At 38.1% G+C, this 19,196-nt stretch carries 12 protein-coding genes; 2 read left to right on the top strand and 10 right to left on the bottom strand.

Annotation, left to right across the window (positions count from 1 at the left end; genetic code table 11):
• Window positions 1-38 precede the first annotated feature (38 nt).
• The 4 genes from B5473_RS10120 to B5473_RS10105 all read right to left on the bottom strand — a co-directional run bounded on the left by B5473_RS10120 (window position 39) and on the right by B5473_RS10105 (window position 4,299).
• Window positions 39-662 carry a TVP38/TMEM64 family protein gene (locus tag B5473_RS10120; RefSeq protein WP_079524757.1) on the bottom strand — a complete coding sequence of 208 codons (624 nt, stop codon included), beginning with the start codon at window positions 660-662 and terminating at the stop codon, window positions 39-41.
• Between the two features lie 139 nt (window positions 663-801).
• Window positions 802-1,971, bottom strand: coding sequence for a PDZ domain-containing protein (locus tag B5473_RS10115; RefSeq protein WP_079524756.1), 1,170 nt, complete (start codon window positions 1,969-1,971; stop codon window positions 802-804).
• Between the two features lie 219 nt (window positions 1,972-2,190).
• Entirely contained in the window at window positions 2,191-3,618 is a 1,428-nt protein-coding gene (locus B5473_RS10110; RefSeq protein ID WP_079524755.1) for a S41 family peptidase, read from the bottom strand.
• Between the two features lie 108 nt (window positions 3,619-3,726).
• A complete protein-coding gene (locus B5473_RS10105; protein ID WP_079524754.1) occupies window positions 3,727-4,299 on the bottom strand; it encodes a peroxiredoxin family protein in 573 nt (190 codons plus the stop codon).
• Window positions 4,300-4,682: 383 nt separating this feature from the next.
• On the opposite strand from B5473_RS10105, the gene B5473_RS10100 reads away from it, so the two are divergent.
• Both B5473_RS10100 and B5473_RS10095 read left to right on the top strand, forming a co-directional pair.
• The gene (locus tag B5473_RS10100) at window positions 4,683-7,652 is read left to right on the top strand and encodes an EAL domain-containing protein (protein WP_079524753.1); all 2,970 of its coding nucleotides are present in this window, start codon (window positions 4,683-4,685) and stop codon (window positions 7,650-7,652) included.
• Window positions 7,653-7,677: 25 nt separating this feature from the next.
• Window positions 7,678-9,378, top strand: coding sequence for a sensor domain-containing protein (locus tag B5473_RS10095; RefSeq protein WP_176142066.1), 1,701 nt, complete (start codon window positions 7,678-7,680; stop codon window positions 9,376-9,378).
• Window positions 9,379-9,403: 25 nt separating this feature from the next.
• Here B5473_RS10095 and B5473_RS10090 read toward each other — a convergent pair whose 3' ends face one another.
• From B5473_RS10090 to uvrB, 6 genes are all read right to left on the bottom strand, one after another.
• Window positions 9,404-10,705 (bottom strand): murein hydrolase activator EnvC family protein, encoded by a 1,302-nt coding sequence (locus B5473_RS10090; protein WP_079524751.1) that lies wholly within the window; start codon window positions 10,703-10,705, stop codon window positions 9,404-9,406.
• A 123-nt stretch (window positions 10,706-10,828) separates the two neighbouring features.
• Entirely contained in the window at window positions 10,829-11,725 is an 897-nt protein-coding gene (gene ftsX, locus B5473_RS10085) for a permease-like cell division protein FtsX (protein ID WP_079524750.1), read from the bottom strand.
• Window positions 11,715-12,401, bottom strand: coding sequence for a cell division ATP-binding protein FtsE (gene ftsE, locus B5473_RS10080; RefSeq protein ID WP_008403596.1), 687 nt, complete (start codon window positions 12,399-12,401; stop codon window positions 11,715-11,717). The genes ftsX and ftsE overlap by 11 nt, the downstream gene beginning before the upstream one ends.
• Before the next feature lie 503 nt (window positions 12,402-12,904).
• Complete coding sequence (locus tag B5473_RS10075; protein ID WP_079524749.1) at window positions 12,905-14,119, bottom strand: DUF4097 family beta strand repeat-containing protein; 1,215 nt, start codon at window positions 14,117-14,119, stop codon at window positions 12,905-12,907.
• A gap of 86 nt (window positions 14,120-14,205) precedes the next feature.
• Entirely contained in the window at window positions 14,206-17,073 is a 2,868-nt protein-coding gene (gene uvrA, locus B5473_RS10070) for an excinuclease ABC subunit UvrA (RefSeq protein ID WP_079524748.1), read from the bottom strand.
• Between the two features lie 5 nt (window positions 17,074-17,078).
• A complete protein-coding gene (uvrB, locus tag B5473_RS10065) occupies window positions 17,079-19,061 on the bottom strand; it encodes an excinuclease ABC subunit UvrB (RefSeq protein WP_079524747.1) in 1,983 nt (660 codons plus the stop codon).
• Window positions 19,062-19,196 lie beyond the last annotated feature (135 nt).

The following is a 19,196-nucleotide window of genomic DNA, read 5'->3' as shown; positions in this document are numbered from 1 at the left end:
CTTTTCACTATTTGTAAAAAGCCAAGACTTATAGTTTTTTATTTATGTTTACGTAACTTACCTATCTCTCGCAAATCTCTTTCCACGCGCTTATTTAAAATGTTTTCAATCAATTTGCCGATTCCCCAAATGATTAAAATAATGACAGCTGAAATAATAAGTTTTGTAGGAGAGGTTAAGATATCACGCAGATCACTGCCTAAATAGCTAATTAAAAAGATTAAAATGGGTTTTGATATAAGGAGTGTCAAAAAGTAATATTTCTTTTTAATATTGGATAAACCAGCAACCGTATTGACAACAACAACAGGTGTGAACGGCAGGCATAGCAGAACAAACAGTGGTGTGAATCCTCTAATATCTACCCAGTTGATCAGTTTTTTTACTTGTTTCTGTTCTTTAATCCGACGGAAGAGACGATACTTTCCGAACATGCGAATCATGAGGAAGAACATGTATGATCCTGCTACCGTTCCAAGCCAGGACAGTAAAAAACCCCAAAACAACCCGTATGCTGCGGCATTGGCAATGATTATTACGAACAGCGGCAATATCGGGATAAATGATTCTAAAAACGTTAATAAAATCCCGAAAAACGGGCCTAATAACTTATATTTTTCTACAATTGTTTCTATATTATCGATTGTCATCCAATCCAACATAACCACTCACCCCTACCAAAAACGATAAAAATTTCTGAAGTTATACAATGCTGTCTAGTACAATTTAATCTTAACATAATTTGTTTATACCCGTTTTAACCCAAAAAAAGAACCTCGAATTACCGAGATTCTTTTGAAATTAACTAACAACTAATAACCCGATTTTATGATTGTCATCACGATGGACTACATGCTGGGCAAGACGCAATTCACCTGAATGATCAAGCACTTCCAAACGACAATGGGCAGCATTGATCTGCAATGCCTTATACAAATCTTCTTCTGTAAAAACATCTTGTCCATTTACACGCTTAATAATTTCACCTGCGACAAGTCCCATTTTCTCTGCAGGGGAATCCGGTAAAATGCCGGCAATCATAACCCCTTTATCACTGCGTACAACGGCATAACTGTTGCGGTCCTCAGAACGACTATAATGAATGCCGATAATTGTACGGGAAATTGCCCCTAATGCTAATGCTGCAGCACCTAATACCGGCAGGAGATAAGCGGCCAATCCGATAATCAGCACAAATTGCCCTATCATAATAATTGAACGTCCCATTTGAGGATATACATTCATCGGCAGCTTTTGGCGCACCATTTGCTGGAATCCGATAATAAACGGGAAAACAATGATCGAAAACTGTTCCGCTCCGATCGTAAATTGTGGCCAATAAGGCGCAAAATTTTGAATGCCTTCACCCGGAATAATAGTAAAGACAGGTAAAATCCAAAGCTGTTTACTAAAATAGCCTATCCCATTTAATCCGCGCTTTGTTTTCTCAACAATCGGTGAAGCAAAACGGGCACCATAACGGCGAATTAAAATTCCTTCTGCCATCAGCAAGAGCCCTGTCATAATTGGAACGGTCATAACAAGATCGTCCGTAACATTTCTCCCTGCCAATTCAATAGTTCCGATTGTATATGACCAATCCTGCCATTGCATCCAAACGATTCCGCAAAAAGCAATCGCCATTACAATCGCCGGAGATAATAATTGATACATATAAATGATTAAACCTGCGAAACTCACAATAAATACAATTGTCAATAATTCGAGCGATACTGTTAAGCCTATTACAAGACTAAATAAGGAAATAATAACGGACAGCATAAAACCCATCGCAAGCATATTTTTCAGCTCGGACCAGCCACCTAGTATCCGTCGGTTAAAATACCTTCGTTCGCGCTTCACTCGGCGATATCCTAAATAAACTGCGGAAATGATGGCGATATAAAACAAAGGATTTATAAAAAATCGGCCAATCCCTTTTAAAATTTCAATCAAAATTGTTCCATCCATATTCTCACCTACCGTACGAATAATTGTACCAAATCCTTTACGGAATGCGTAGTCCCATTTGTACCGGAAATGAAATAAAGGCATGGTGGGAGATTCGGAAATCTAAGGAGGAGGTAAATAAGATGGAGTTTTTTCAGATCGTTCTTAAATAAAATGGTAATCAAATAAAAAAGCCCATTTCGTTAAGAAACGAGCTTTTAATATCTTTTACACTATCCTTCACTCAAACTGATGCATAATATAACTAATCGCCATCTGCAGCTGCATGTCGTTTACTTTCGACTGTTTGAATGTTTGCAGTTCTTTCGTTAATTCATGGAAAAATACTTCATCCATATATTTTCCTTCTGCAATATCATGCTTTTTTCTGAAGCTTTCTACTTCCTGTGCTGTATCCTCATCAAAGAATCCGTCTGTCCGGCTGATAGCATAGCCCAGTTCACTTAAAATACGCTGGCTGTAGGCAACTTCTTCACTGTATTCTCCCTCTTCATAACGCCCTTTCAGTATTTTTGTTTCTACACTGTAAAGAGGATGCTGCGTCACTTCTACATCCGGTTCAATCCCGACATCATGGATCCACTTTTTAGAAGGTGTAAGCCATTTATTCGTCGATAATTTTACTTCTCCGCCATTTTGAAGGTCCCATGTTTGTTGAACCGTTCCTTTACCGAAGCTCGTCACCCCAATAATGACCGAACGTTTCCAGTCCTGCAGGGCACCCGCAAACACTTCACTAGCTGATGCGCTACCTTCATTTTGGATAAGTGTTAAAGGCGTGTCACGCAGCCAATTTACATAAGGCTGGAACTGTTCCACTTCCTTTGTTTTCAGTGGCTCTGTTACACCATCATGATTTTGCATATACGCAAAGATTTTTTCCTTTTGCTCGAACATGCTCATCATTTGGGCCACACTATGTAAATAGCCACCTGGATTGTCCCTCACATCAATGATTAACCCTTCCACTTCCTCTTTAATTACCCCATCAAGAGCCTCTTTCCATTCTTCTGCTGTTTTTTCACCAAAAAGATTGATCGTTATATAGCCGAGTTTTCTACCCTCTACTTCAAGAACTTCAGCTTCCACCGTATCATTTTTCAAACGTTCTCTTTTCATGACCAACTTTAAATGCTGGTCCAGTTCCGGTCGGTAAATGACAAGTTCAACTGCTTCCCCTTCCTTGCCATACATCAACTTACGAACTTCCCCCATAGATTTTCCGTCAAGTCGTACTTCATTAATTTGTATAATCTCATCCAATGGTCGAATACCCGCTTTTTCTGCAGGCGATGCTTTAATAGGAGCCACGACAATAATCTTGCCATTTGCTTCTGCCAACTCAACACCAATTCCGATTCGTTCACTTGCGAGCGTTTGTTTATGTAATGCTGCTTCTTGTTCCGAATAATACGTACTGTAGGGGTCATTTATTGCATTTGCCATCCCTCGCAGTGCACCTTCCACCAATTTTTCCGAGTTGATATCATAAACTGATTCGCTCGTAATTAACTCATGCAGTTCATTGACTACCGCAAAATCTGCCTGTTCCTCTTGTGGCTGTGCCTTGATTTTCATAACACCATAAACAATTATACCGATACATACCATCACAACTACTAATAAAAAAATCCGACTTTTCCGCACGAATTCTCCTCCGTTCCATAAAATTTATGAAGCGAATGAAAGTTTCATACTTATAAAGTCGAATTTATACGTCACAATTTAAGATGCAGGTCTGTGCTTTCCTCAAGCTTAATCAAGTTGTATCACATTTTCCCGCAATGCATTCAAATCCAGCGGGCCAATTATTTGTTTTTGTATTTTCCCCGCCGAATCAATCATATACGTTGTAGGCATTGTCAAAATTTCATATTGAAAGGCGACAGCTTCTGATTGTTCCAGTAAGATTGGAAAGGTAATATCATAGCTTTTTAAAAACTGCTCCACACGCTCCAGCTTTTCGTTTGCATACGTCATATTGACACCGACAATTTCCACATTGTCTTCTTCACGGTATTTTTCGTAATATTTTTGCATATGCGGCATTTCCGCTTCACAAGGCGGACACCACGTTGCCCAGAAATTCAGTACGACCCGCTTCCCTCTCAACTCCGAAAGTGTCAGTGGCTCGCCTTTTAAATTATATAATGTAAAATCCGGCGCAAACTGACCTTTTTCAAGGCCCACCTCTTCGCCCAATTCAACTTCTTTTCCTATTGCATGTTCGTTGATTGTCGTACTTTGATTGATTTCAGCTTTTATGTAAGTACCAAGCATTGTGATGACAAGCACTAAAATAATACCGGTTCCAATATTTTTTTTCATCAACATCACCCCACAATTTCTTCCTACTAGTACATTATCATAACTTTCAGGTAATTATTCAAACTGGAAAAATTTCTTTTGAATTGTCATTGATTTAATGATGTATTGTCTCATTTTGATAATAATTTAAATTTAATTTCATCAAATGTGATTACTTATTAAAAAAAACGGGTATTTAAAATATACATATTTTGTTCTAAATACATAATCTTAATACAATAGTCCTGTTTTTTTCAATAAAAACATATTAGACAATTGAATTTTTATATGTACATATATTTAACAAAATAAAAGGCATATTATCTCGTTTTATCGCAGAGTTTTTATAACTACTATTTGTATACAGGCGTATTGTTAAATCAAGTATTTATAGGGGGGATTTTATGAATAAAGATAATAAAATAAATAAATTTAAACAGTTTTTTTCTAAGAATGAGTCTTCCCAAAATTATGCTAATACCAAAATCGAAAATAATGAGCTGTTAAATTACTATACATCCATTGTAAATAATCATCCTGACTTTATTTTTATCTTTTCAAATAATGCAGAAATAATCACTTCAGATAATAAAAGAGTAAGTTTATTTTTCGGAAAAACAATAAATAAATTAAAGGATTTTCAAACTGTTTTAACTGAACCTACATATAAAATTTTATCAGATGTTTTCAAACAAACACTAAGCGGAAAATCCGAAAAGTGCATGATTGAGACAAAAAATAAAAACAATCAAAAATCAACGCTTGCCCTAACTTTAATCCCTATAACAATCGATCATGTAGTAGAAGGAGTTTTTTTAAGCGCTATCGATGTTTCGGATCAAATTATTTTAACTGAACAGCTGGAATCGCATAAAAACCATTTAAAACATGCCCAGCAAATTGCAAAAATCGGAAGCTGGGAGTACTTGATTGAAAACGATCATTTATTTTGTTCAGAAAACTTTTATCGAATCTTTGGTTTAGAACCTGATCTGTATATGCATATGGGCGATCCTTATAAGTTAGTTCATCCGGAAGATTACGAACATGCCTATCAAAAGATTAATGAAGCAATTAAATTTGGGAAAAACTATACAAATCAATTTAGGATTTATCACGGGAAAACTAACGAGATAAAGTATATTAAAGTTCATGCTGAAGTGTTATTTGAGAATCAGAAACCTCATAAAATTATCGGTGTTATTCGTGATGTAACTCAGCAAATTGAACTGGAGAATCAAATAATTGAACAAAATGAAAACTACAAAAAAATCTTTAATAATCTTTCCTCGGGTATTTGGGTTCGCGATGCAAGTGACGCGAGTTTTGTATTTGCCTCTAAAGGATTGGAAAATATAGTCGATATTCCTATCTCTAAATTGTACGATAATCCGGATACTTGGTATGAAATGGTCCATCCAAATTCTGTTTCCCAACTAGATAGTGCGATAAAAAAAGTAGAGGCTGGAGAAAGTTTACAAACTATTTATCAATTTATAAGCGGAAGCGGAAAAATCAAATGGCTTTTGGAAGAAGTTGTACCGGAAATCAATATAAACGGGGAAATTTCATATATTTTTGGACTCGTTACGGATATTACGCAAGAAATGGAACTGAAAGCACAGCTAGATTATTTAGCAAATTACGAGACACTAACAGGACTTCCCAATCAAAAATCGCTCTTTGAACAACTGGATCATATGTGTAAATATGATGAAAGTTTTGCAGTCCTCTGTCTAGATTTAGATCGCTTTAATATTATTAACGATTCATTAGGCTATTCAATCGGTGACCTAGCATTGAAGTTCATTGCCGATAACTTTGGCAAACTGATGCCACATACCGGATATTTAGCACGTTTAAGCAGTAACGATTTCATAATGATTTATAAGAATTATAACGATAAAAATAACGTGTATCAGTTAGCGCAAAATATAATTAATAAAATTAGTGAGCCTTTTATCATTCAAGGCTATGAAATAAATATTTCTACGAGTATCGGCATTACTTTTTTCCCTGAGGAAGGTAAAGAGAAAAATATTTTATTGGAAAATGCACATACAGCCCTCTATCAAGCCAAAAAAGAAGGCAGAAACACCTATCAATTATCCTCTCATTTAGCGGACATTTCTTCTTATAAAAAATATGTTTTAGATCGAGACATGCGAAAAGCAATTATTAATGAAGAGTTTGAATTGTACTTTCAGCCGCAAGTTGAACCAAAACATGGAAAACTATGCGGAGCTGAAGCATTAATACGCTGGAATCATAAAGAGTGGGTTATGATTTCTCCTGGAGAATTTATTCCACTTGCGGAAGAAAATCATATGATTAATACAATTACTGATTGGGTCATTGAAAAAGTCTGTCAATATTTATATGAATGGAAAGAAAAGGGATTGCCCCTTAAACCGATTGCGATAAATATTCCACCAATTCGATTTATGAAGACTGATTTATTTGATTTTGTTAAAGCTCAAATTGAGAAGTATCAAATTGATCCACAATTTCTTGAGTTCGAAATTACTGAAAATACGATAGTAAATTCCGAAATAGGAACTTATTCCATTATTCAACGGCTAAAGGAAATGGGGATACGTATTGCCATTGACGATTTTGGTACAGGCTATGCCTCGCTTGCTTCGATACGTCAATTTAAACCGGATACAATCAAAATAGATAAATTATTTATTCAAAACATCAATTACAAAAACGAAATTGATAATGCCATCATATCGGCTACTTTACACTTAGGAAAATTATTGGGATTAAATATCGTTGCTGAAGGTGTAGAAGAACTTGAGCAATTAAATTTTCTGAAACAAATAGATTGTGACATTATTCAAGGTTACCTTTTTTCAAAACCTGTAAAAATTGATCAATTTGAAAAAATTCTAGTAATTGGCTACTTAAAACCGCAAAAATCAAATACTAAGCAAATTATTGAAGAACGAAGAAAGTTTTTCCGACTGGAATTCCCGTTTCCTATACCGGGTAACTTATCTATTGTCGAGCTGAATGGTAAACCGGTCCAATTAGGTAAAACTCCTATTTTAATTAGAAATATAAGTCTTGGCGGTTTGAACGTCTTATCAAATTTGAAACTTCCCATCAATATGGATATGAAATTTCATATTAGTTTCACCCTTCTGGATGAAGAATTTGAATTAAATGGCGAGTTAAGATGGATAAATGAAGAGTTTGCGGAAGTCTATTCTTACGGAGTGCCCATTAAAGTGAATCAATTGACGGAAAATCGATTAGCTTCTATTATTAATAAATTAAGTACAATAATTAGGAATAATGAAAAAATTCCAAACACTGACTTTATCTATGAAGATGCCCATACTTACTTCAGAAGAAATAAATTTTAGTCCAGTTAAAACAAGGGGAACTTTTATGGAGAAATTTTATAAAGAAGTTTTAATGAACGGTATTAAAGATATGGTCTTTATTTTTGAAGTTGTAAACTATGATTTTCGTTTTCAGTTCATTAATACCGCTGCAATGGAGCGTTTAAATTTGTCTAACCAGATTATTGGCTCAAGCATTATGGAGATTGAACCAAAGGAAAAAGCAAAATTTTTATATAAGCAATACAGCAAAGTTGTTGAAAGTCAAAAAAGCTATACTTATGAAGAGGTTTACGAAGAGAATGGTATAAAATATTATGCTGAAACCGATTTAAGCCCTTACTTTGATGAAAAAGGTACAGTTGATCGAATCATAGCGGTTGTACGAGATATTACAAATGAAAGAAATGCGCTCTCAAATGCAATGGAAATGATAAGTGGACTGGCTGAAAGTAATGAGCGTTACCACTCTTTATTTTTCCATAATACAGACGGCATTTTTATATTAAATAAAAAGGGTTATATAACTGATGGAAATGAAGCGAGTGAACATATTACCGGGTATAAAATAAAAGAGTTATTTGGAAAACCGCTTAAAGAGTTATTAGACAAAGAAGATACAGGCAATTTTGATAATCTGATAAACGAAGCACTTAAAGGAACTAATCAAAGTGGAGATTTAATCTTTAAAAATAAAAATGGCGAGCAAGTTAACATCATTTTTAAAATTATTCCACTTATCATCGATGAGAAAATCATTGGATTATACGGAATTTTGAAAGATTTCACTGAACAGTTACAGAGCATGAACAAGCTGGAAGAAAGTGAAAAACGCTTTCGAATTATCGCAGAGAATGCCCATGACTTAATTACACTTGTTAATAAAGACGGAGAAATCACATATGTTTCCCCATCTTATAAAAATATATTAGGTTACTACCATCAGGAGTATCTTAAGAAAAGTTTTCTTCATAATGTTCATGCAGATGATCAGGAACATTTAGTGGAAATTGTCCGTAACTCGATCAGTTCAGGTGAACCCTTTACAATTCAGTTTAGACAAAAAAATGCTGAAGGAGATATGATTTGGTGTGAATCGATCGGAAATCCGGTGTTCAACCATAATAATACTTTTCAGCATCTGGTTGTGCTCACTAGAGACATAACCTTAAGAAGAGAATATGAATCCAAATTGAAATATTTTGCTTATCACGATAGTTTAACAGATCTTCCAAATCGATTATTTTTTAAAGAACAATTTGCCTTTGCAAAGGAACAGTTTCTAACAAATAATACACCTCTCGCTCTAATACTTTTAGATATTGACCATTTTAAACTGATTAACGATACTTATGGCCATGATACAGGAGATGCGGTTATTAAAGAATTTGGTTCTCGTATTAAATCAACCATCCGTAATCATGACATGGTGGCAAGATTAGGCGGAGATGAATTTGTTATTCTACTCTCTAACATTCAAAGCTCTAATAATGCGATAGAAATTGCAGAAAGAATCAACCACGCTATCCGGCAGCCATGGAAACTGAACGGTCATACCTTAACGGTTACAACGAGCATGGGCATCGCATTGGCATCTAGTCAACGAACTATTACTGAATCCAGTTTAATGAAAAAAGCTGATATTGCTCTATACGAGGCTAAAGAAAGCGGGAAAAATTGCTATAAATTATATAACGTTAACTCTTCCAACCTTCCTTCATACACACATAAAAAGACCAAACTTTAATTAAAGTTTGGTCTTTTCTCTATGTTTACAGTGAAATATAATTTAATGGGTTTACGGCGTTTGAACGACTGCCGTTCCATTCACCGACATGGATCTCAAAGTGTACATGAGGTCCTGTTGAGTTACCTGAATTCCCAAGTCGTGCAATTTGCTGACCTTTTGAAACAGATGCCCCGACACTCGTGTTAAATCCGCTTAAATGGGCATACGTTGTAGTGAATAATTGTCCTTCAATCGAGTGAGTAACCATTACAACATTACCGTAACCATTCATCGATCCAACATACGAAACAACACCATCCGCTGCTGCAACAACCGGTGTACCGATTGAGTTGGCAATGTCAATTCCTAAGTGATTTTTACTTCCGATTGGTCCAATATCACGTCGTCCGAACCCTGATGTAAAACGGCCAGCTGCAGGTCTTGTCCAATTTCCTGCCGAAACAACCGGCAAGTTTCCGGAACTTACAGAACTATTGCTACTGCTGTTTTGTTTTTTCTTTTTAGCAGCCGCAGCTTCCAATGCCTTTTGACGGGCAACTTCCGCTAATCGGCGCTGTTCTTTAAGAAACTTCTCTTCCAGCTCTTTACTTAATTCTACTTTATCATCGTATTCAGCTTTAAGTTCTGTTTTCTCAGATCGTAGTTTTGCTTCTTCTTTTTCAAGCTCTGCTACTAATTTTTTCTTTTCTTTCTTTTGTTGATTTAATGAAGCCATCAAACTTTTCAATTTCGCTTTATTCGCTTCAAGGTCTTCTTTTTTCTTCACAAGCTCCAGCTTTTGGACTTCAAGCTTTTCCTGGTCTTCTTTTTGCTCACGCATAATTTGACGGTCAGCGTCCATAAGTGTGCTTACAGCAGAAAAACGATCGATAAAATCTACGAAACTATTTGCTCCAAGCAGGACGTCAAGGTAACTTACTGTACCAGATGACTGAATTGCCCGGGCACGTTCACGCAATAGCTCATTTCGCTGTTCGATCTTCTCTTTTAATTCTGCGATTTGATCTTCTAAAATAGAAATTTCTTCGTTTGCAATTTCAATATCCAATTCGACAACGGCAATTTTATGGTTCGTTTCATTAATTTCTGCACCAAGTTGCTCCAGCTGTGAAATGATTTTCTGCTGTCTATTTTGATTTGTTTGAATTTCATTTGTTTTTTGTTCAAGAGATTTATTGATTGATTTCTTTTCTGCTTCGAGTTGACTGCGCTCTTTTTTAAGTTCATCTAATGTTGCTGCAGATGCTGCCGGTATTTGAACAAATAGCACTAGCGCAAGTGTTGCTGCAATGGTTTTAAATGAACGCGTCGTTAGCTTCTTCAAAAACTTTTCCCCCTAAATGCATGGGTAATAGTGGCTCTTTTTGTCTTGACAAACAAGCCACTTCCCACTTTTTTCGTCATTGTCAATTTTGCCTTGGCAATGTGTGACAGTCGCTGAAAGAAGTTATACTTTTAAAAACTTACGAACTGACATGAAACTACCCCATATACCGATGAACATCCCGATGAAGATAATTAATCCGTTCACCTGGTACATAAGTGGTATTACTTCTAACATTTGGAATAATTCCCCTTTTAATCGAGGTGCCAATAAATCGTAAATATTGTAATAAGCAATTGTAACGGCTGCAACTGGAATAATAGATCCAATCAAACCAAGCCACATTCCTTCCAGTACAAATGGAATGCGGACGAAAGAATTTGTAGCCCCTACAAGCTTCATAATTTCAATTTCATCTTTACGTGCAATAATCGTAATGCGTATTGTATTAGAGATTAAGAACATCGCTGTAAACAGCAGTCCTAAAATCAATACGAGTCCAACATTACGAGCGATTTCCAAGAAGTTAAATAGTTTTTCTACTTTACCTTCGCCATATTTCACTTCAAAAGTATTGTCTAAGCTATCAATTTTTTTTGCGACATCAGCTGTTTTCAAAGGATCGACAGCTTTTACGTACAGCACATTGTATAACGGGTTGTTCTGTTCGAATAAACTTAATTCATCACCAAAATCTTTGATTAACTTACTTAATTCTTGTTCTTTAGAAGAATATGTAACTTCCTCGACATCCGGCATATTATGAATCTCGTCAAGAAGCTGTTCTTCTGCGAGTTTTGCTTCTTCCGCTTCCGGAATAATATCGATCATGACACGAATTTCAACATCGTTTTCCAAATCGGAAGCGACTTTGTTTAAATTCATCATAATCGCAGCAAATACACCGACCAATAATAATGTGACCGTTACAGCACTGATTGAAGCGAGTGTCATCCAGCTGTTACGGCCCAATGATTTAAAACTCTCACGGAAATGACGGGCAATCGTTCTAGTTTTCATAGCCGTAGTCACCTCCGTACTCGTCACGGACGATCATTCCGCCTTCAATGGCAATAACTCTTTTACGCACAGTATTTACGATTTCACGGTTATGTGTTGCCATCAAAATCGTTGTACCTTGGCGATTGATTTCCTCAAAAATATTCATAATTTCCCACGAAGTTTCCGGGTCTAAATTTCCTGTAGGTTCATCCGCAATCATAACTTTCGGACGGTTGACAATCGAGCGGGCAATTGCAACGCGCTGCTGTTCCCCACCTGACAGCTCATTCGGCAGCATTCGCACTTTATGCTTTAATCCCACCAGTTCGAGTACTTCCATTACCCTTTTACGAATGACACTTGGCTGTTCTTCAATTACTTCCATCGCGAACGCTACATTTTCATATACAGTTAAGCGCGGCAATAATTTAAAGTCCTGGAAGACGACACCAAGATGACGGCGTAAATGAGGTACGCGATTATTTTTTAGCGTTCTCAAATTTATGCCATTAATGATGACATCGCCGGAAGTCGGTTTTTCTTCACGGTACATCAACTTAATGAATGTCGATTTACCTGCTCCACTCGGGCCAACTATATACACAAATTCACCCTTTTTTATATGAACCGTAATCCCGTTTGCGGCGACGACCCCATTAGGATACTTCTTCACTACATTATTCATTTCAATCATTCACGAAACCACCTAAGCTCAATATCTAGTTTTTTAAATTTTAGTCTTACCCATTATAGCATTTTCAGGCTCAAATTTTATTACATTTTCTTTTCAATGTAAGCCCCGCCTTGTTTTCAGGCTTTCTGGACTGCCATGACAACATTACAAAAAATCATTTGTTACTAAATTTTCATAGAAATACACCTATTTTTTTGGTTTTCGTAATGTATTTGTTAAAGTATGAAATGTTTTTAATATAATAAAATACTCTACACTATTTTTAATTATTCGACGTTTTCACTGAAAACCCTTCTCAGTATTTGGATTATTGTGGTATTTTGAGGGGTTATTTTAGAAAAGGTATTTTTCCATGTAGGAACGGGGCAGTTTCTGACTTTTAATTGGAGATTTGGCGAAAAACAAAATAAAAGGCATCCAAATTCTTTATGAGAAGATGGATGCCTGATTTTATAGAAGAGTTTTTTGTGCTTTGAAATTACGAATCCTGGTAAATCCTGCGCCTATTGCAGTGTATAACGTACTAGTACTGTTCCTGTGCGAGATTCCCCTACTAATTTCAGGAGTTTAGCACCTTCCAGTTCTTTTGTGAAACGGACTGATTTTGACAGGAATTGCTCCTCTTCTTCTGTAACAAGGACATCACTTAAACCGATATCTGCTTTTCCGAAGTTTGAGAAAACCTGGCCGTCTAGTGCGACTGTTTTCGGTACATAGATTTCTACTGAACCTGCTAGTGCACGTGCCTTGATTTTATGCGCTTCCGCACTTGTTGTTGTAATGACAACATGTCCATTCATCGATTCAGCTTCAACTTCATTTAATTCGCCGTCAACGTAAATACGGCCATTTGCTGTGCCGATTTCCAAATCTTCACCTTTAATATGACGGGCTTCTACTGCACCATTGCTCGTTTGCAGTTCCGCATGATCAAATGTCGCATTTTCCAGATGGATTACGCCGTTATGTGTACGCGCTTTTACTAACTTTGCATCAACCTGCTCGATTGAAACACTGCCTGTTAATAATTTTGCGATTATTACGTCATAATGTTTTTCTGGAATAGCTACTTGTACTTTCACTTGCGCAAATTTATTTGTTGATTGGATAAATAATTTATCATTTGTCAGCTTCGACATGTTTTCCGTTGCCTGTGCAATCGTTTCTTCCTCAGTACCTTTTAGCGGTGTTTTCCCTGTCACATTTACAGTAACTAAATCATCCGTTGCACGTACGATATCGACTTTACCATTGGCAATTTCAAGCTCTACCCCTTTAACATCAGCTACAGGGTAAGCATACGTTTTAGTGAATTCCACTTTTTCTCCGAACGGTGTATCAATATCAAGCTCTTTAAATTTCGATAAAGCTGCACCGACTAATCCTGTCATGCGTGTGCTGAATTGCGATAAATCCTGCTTAATATCGCCCATAAACTCGTCCATTTTTTTATTGAATTCTTTATCGTTAAATGACTTGCCGAAAATATCTTCAAATCCTGTTGTTTTACGTTTTTCTTTTTGCTCTTCAAAAATTGGTTCTGCCTTATGCGGCTCTTCCTCAAACTTTTCTTCAAAAACCGGTTGCTCGATTGGTGCTGCTTGTGATGGAGTGGATTCCTTTTCCGACGACAATTTTTCGAGTAATACAATCGCCTCTTCTGCCGTAATTGTACCGCTTTCAACTAATTTCAAAATGCGTTTACGTTCTTCTTGCATAAAAAAATTCCTCCCTCTGCTTCGTATATAGTTATTATACGAGGAGGGAGGACGAAAAGTTTCGTTTGCGCTCTTAGTTTTTCAATCTATTTATTTTGCGCTTCTTTAATTCTTGATTCCATACGCTCACGATCACGTTCCAGAATCGGTTTTAAGTAACGTCCAGTATAGCTTTCTTCCACTTCGGCAATTTTCTCCGGTGTACCTGTCGCTAAAATTGTACCGCCACCTTCGCCGCCTTCAGGACCTAAATCAATAATATGGTCGGCTGTTTTGATTACATCGAGATTATGCTCAATAACAAGCACGGTCTCTCCGTTTTCAACTAAGCGCTGCAGTACAATCAATAAACGGGAAATATCATCCGCATGCAAACCGGTCGTTGGCTCATCCAAAATATAAAATGATTTGCCGGTTGAACGACGATGCAATTCCGACGCCAATTTTACACGTTGTGCTTCACCGCCAGATAATGTTGTCGCAGGCTGACCAAGCTTCACATAGCCAAGACCGACATCGACAATCGTTTGCAGTTTACGCTGAATTTTTGGCAAGTTCCCGAAAAACTCCAACGCATCTTCTACTGTCATCTCCAAAATATCGGAAATATTTTTATCTTTATATTTTACTTCAAGTGTTTCACGGTTATATCGCTTCCCGTGACAAACTTCACACGGTACGTATACATCAGGCAAGAAGTGCATCTCGATTTTAATAATGCCGTCTCCGCGGCATGCTTCACAACGTCCGCCTTTTACGTTGAACGAGAAACGTCCTTTTTTATAGCCGCGCACTTTCGCTTCATTCGTCATCGCAAAAACATCGCGAATATCATCGAATACGCCAATATATGTTGCAGGGTTTGAACGCGGTGTACGGCCGATTGGCGATTGGTCCACATCGATTACTTTTTCCAGTTGTTCTAAACCTTCTATTGTTTTATGCTTGCCCGGTTTGACTTTTGCCCGGTTCAGTTTTGATGCGAGCGACTTATATAAAATTTCATTGACCAATGTCGATTTACCGGAACCTGATACACCTGTAACGGCGATGAACTGCCCTAATGGAATATCGACACTGACATTTTTCAAGTTATTTTCAGAAGCGCCTTTAATTTTTATTTTTCGGCCATCTGATTTACGACGTTCAAGCGGTAGCGGAATAAATTTCTTCCCACTTAAATATTGACCGGTAATCGACTCTTTGTTTTTCATTACTTGCTTTGGTGTCCCTTGCGCAATGACTTGACCGCCATGTACACCGGCACCCGGTCCGATATCGATTAAATGGTCCGCTGCCATCATCGTATCTTCATCATGCTCTACGATAATTAATGTATTACCGAGATCACGCATATTTACAAGTGTATTAATTAACCGGTCGTTATCACGCTGATGCAGCCCGATTGACGGCTCGTCCAAAATATAAAGGACACCTGTTAAGCGGGAACCGATCTGTGTTGCCAGTCGAATACGCTGTGCTTCCCCGCCGGATAATGTTCCAGCAGACCGTGCAAGTGTTAAGTAGTTCAAACCAACGTCCAATAAGAACTTCAGTCGTTCAATAACTTCACGAATAATTAAATTCGCAATCTGGCGTTCTTTTTCCGTTAATTCTACTGAACTAAAGAACTCATACATTTCCTGAATGGAGTGGCGTGTCGCTTCCGAAATGTTTTGGTCTTTAATTTTTACTGCTAGCGTTTCCTTTTTCAGACGGTGCCCTTTACAAGTAGCACACGGCTGTTCAGTCATGTATTTTTGCATCGATTCACGCACATAGTCCGAAGTAGAATCTGTAAAGCGGCGCTCGATATTCGCGATAACACCTTCAAACTCCATATTCTTTTTATGCATTCGGCCATAATCATTCGTATATTCGAATAAAATTTTCTCTTTTCCTGACCCGTATAAAATTTTGTCCATTTTCTCTTTAGGAATATCCTTTACCGGCACATCCATTGGAATATTGTAATGTTTACACACAGATGCCAACAGCTGCGGGTAATAGTTGGATGATACGGATTCCCATGGTGCAATCGCATTTTCAAGCAAGGTTAAATCCCAGTTGTGAATAACTAAATCGATATCGGCCTTCGCCTTGCTTCCAAGCCCGTCACATGTAGGGCAAGCCCCGAATGGACTGTTGAATGAAAACATGCGCGGCTCAAGTTCACCAATCGAAAAGCCGCATAGCGGACATGCATGATGCTCACTGAATAACAGTTCCTCATGATCGATGACATCGACTAGAACGCGGCCATCCGCAATTCTGAGCGCTGCTTCAAGGGAATCACTTAAACGTGTTTCATTGCCCTCTTTTACGACAACACGGTCCACAACTACTTCAATTGTGTGCTTTTTATTTTTATCCAGCTCGATATTGTCATCGAGATCACGCAGTTCCCCGTTTACACGAATACGCACAAAGCCTTGTTTTTTCAAGTCTTCAAGCAGTTTTACATGCGTTCCTTTTTTCCCTTCAATTACAGGGGCAAGAAGCTGCATTTTCGTACGCTCCGGATATTCCATCAGGCGGTCGACCATTTGCTCAACCGTTTGGGAAGTAATTTCAATTCCATGTGTCGGGCAATAAGGTTTTCCGATACGAGCAAAAAGCAGTCGCAAATAATCGTAAATTTCCGTTACTGTTCCGACAGTCGAGCGCGGGTTACGGCTCGTCGTCTTTTGGTCAATCGAAATGGCCGGTGATAAACCTTCAATTGTATCGACATCCGGCTTGTCCATCTGTCCTAAAAATTGTCGTGCATATGCAGACAATGATTCGACATAACGACGCTGCCCCTCCGCATAAATCGTATCGAATGCCAGTGAAGATTTACCGGAACCTGAAAGCCCTGTCACAACGACAATTTTATCGCGAGGAATTGTGACATCAATATTTTTTAAATTATGCGCTCGTGCACCTTGTACGACAATTTCTGTATTTTTCACATTGTTCACCCTTCTGATTTCAATTCAAATATCATGTCACGTAATTCAGCCGCGCGTTCAAAGTCCAGCGCTTTTGCGGCTTCTTTCATTTCAACTTGCAATGTCGCAACAAGCTTCTCCAGCTCTTTTTTCGTCAGCTTTTTGCCGCCTGTCACTTTTGTAATATATGTTTCTTCCACTTCCGCAGCTTGTGTTGCGCGGATAATATCAGGAATCTTTTTAATAATCGTTTTCGGTGTAATACCATGTTCTTCATTGTAGGCAATTTGAATTTCACGACGGCGCTTCGTTTCACCGATCGCCTTTGTCATTGAATCCGTCATATTATTGGCATACATAATGACATGACCGTTCGAGTTACGTGCAGCACGTCCAATTGTTTGAATGAGTGAACGTTCCGAACGCAGGAACCCTTCCTTGTCCGCATCCAAAATCGCGACAAGTGATACTTCGGGAATATCAAGACCTTCCCTTAATAAGTTAATGCCGATCAGTACATCATAGGTTCCTTTACGAAGCTCCCGGATAATTTCGATCCGTTCCAGCGTTTTGATTTCCGAGTGCAAGTATTCGACTTTCAAGCCCATTTCCTTTAAATAGCTCGATAAATCTTCGGACATTTTCTTCGTTAATGTCGTGACTAATGTCCGTTCATTACGACGGATGCGCTCATGGATTTCATCGATCAAGTCATCAATCTGTCCTTCAATCGGACGGATATCAATTGTCGGATCAAGCAGCCCTGTCGGACGAATAATCTGCTCTACCATATCCGGTGTGTGCTCCAATTCGTATGGGCCCGGTGTTGCCGACACATAAATCGCCTGGTTTACTTTTGACTGGAATTCGTCAAACATTAGCGGGCGGTTATCCAATGCGGACGGCAGACGGAAACCATGTTCGACCAATACCCCTTTACGAGCCTGGTCTCCATTATACATACCACGTACTTGCGGTAATGTAACATGGCTTTCATCAACAACAAGCAAAAAGTCTTCTGGGAAGTAATCGAGTAATGTATACGGTGTCGCCCCCGCTTCACGCAATGTTAAATGGCGCGAATAGTTTTCGATACCTGAGCAAAAGCCCATTTCCTTCATCATTTCCAAATCGTAGTTTGTCCGTTGCTCCAGGCGCTGCGCTTCCAGTAAACGGTCTTCCGAACGAAGGACAGCAAGACGCTCCTCCAGCTCTTTTTCGATATTTTCAATAGCAATTTTCATCTTTTCTTCGCGGGTTACGAAGTGGGATGCCGGGAAAATCGCTACGTGCTGACGATCCCCTAAAATTTCGCCCGTTAGTGCATCCACTTCACGGATCCGGTCTACTTCATCACCGAAAAATTCGATACGGATACAGTGTTCATCGCGTGACGCCGGGAAAATCTCGACAACATCCCCGCGCACTCGGAACGTACCGCGTGTAAAGTTAATATCATTACGTTCATATTGAATGTCGACTAATTTACGCAATAGCTGATTGCGCTCGATTTCCATTCCTGTACGAATGGAAACTACCATTTCACGATATTCTTCCGGATTACCGAGACCGTAAATACACGATACGGACGCGATAATAATGACGTCTTTCCGTTCAAATAACGCTGTCGTTGCCGAGTGGCGCAATTTATCGATTTCTTCATTTATACTTGAATCCTTTTCAATATACGTATCGGTTTGCGGTACATACGCTTCCGGCTGGAAATAGTCATAGTAGCTGACGAAATACTCAACCGCATTGTCCGGGAAAAATTCTTTAAACTCACTATATAACTGGCCGGCCAGTGTTTTATTGTGTGCCATCACCAGCGTCGGCTTATTTACTTCTTTAATTACATTGGAAATCGTAAATGTTTTACCTGTACCTGTCGCCCCAAGTAATGTCTGGTGACGCTTGCCTTCTTTAACCCCTTGTATGAGCTGTTTAATCGCTTCCGGCTGATCCCCGGCAGGCTGATAGGCGGACTGTATTGTAAATGTTTCTGTCATATTCAGATTGTCCTTTCTGTCACTTATATTATCTTCTATTTTAACATACCCGTTTTTAATTTACGATAAAATTGCGAACGTACATTCGAATTTTGTATTGTTGTGTGTTTTTGGTGGGCTGGGTTTATTAGAACC

Origin of the sequence: Solibacillus isronensis, from assembly GCF_900168685.1 — a bacterium.
Taxonomy (GTDB): domain Bacteria; phylum Bacillota; class Bacilli; order Bacillales_A; family Planococcaceae; genus Solibacillus; species Solibacillus isronensis_A.
Note: the sequence above shows the minus strand (reverse complement) of the source record. Positions and strands in the feature narration are given on the sequence as shown.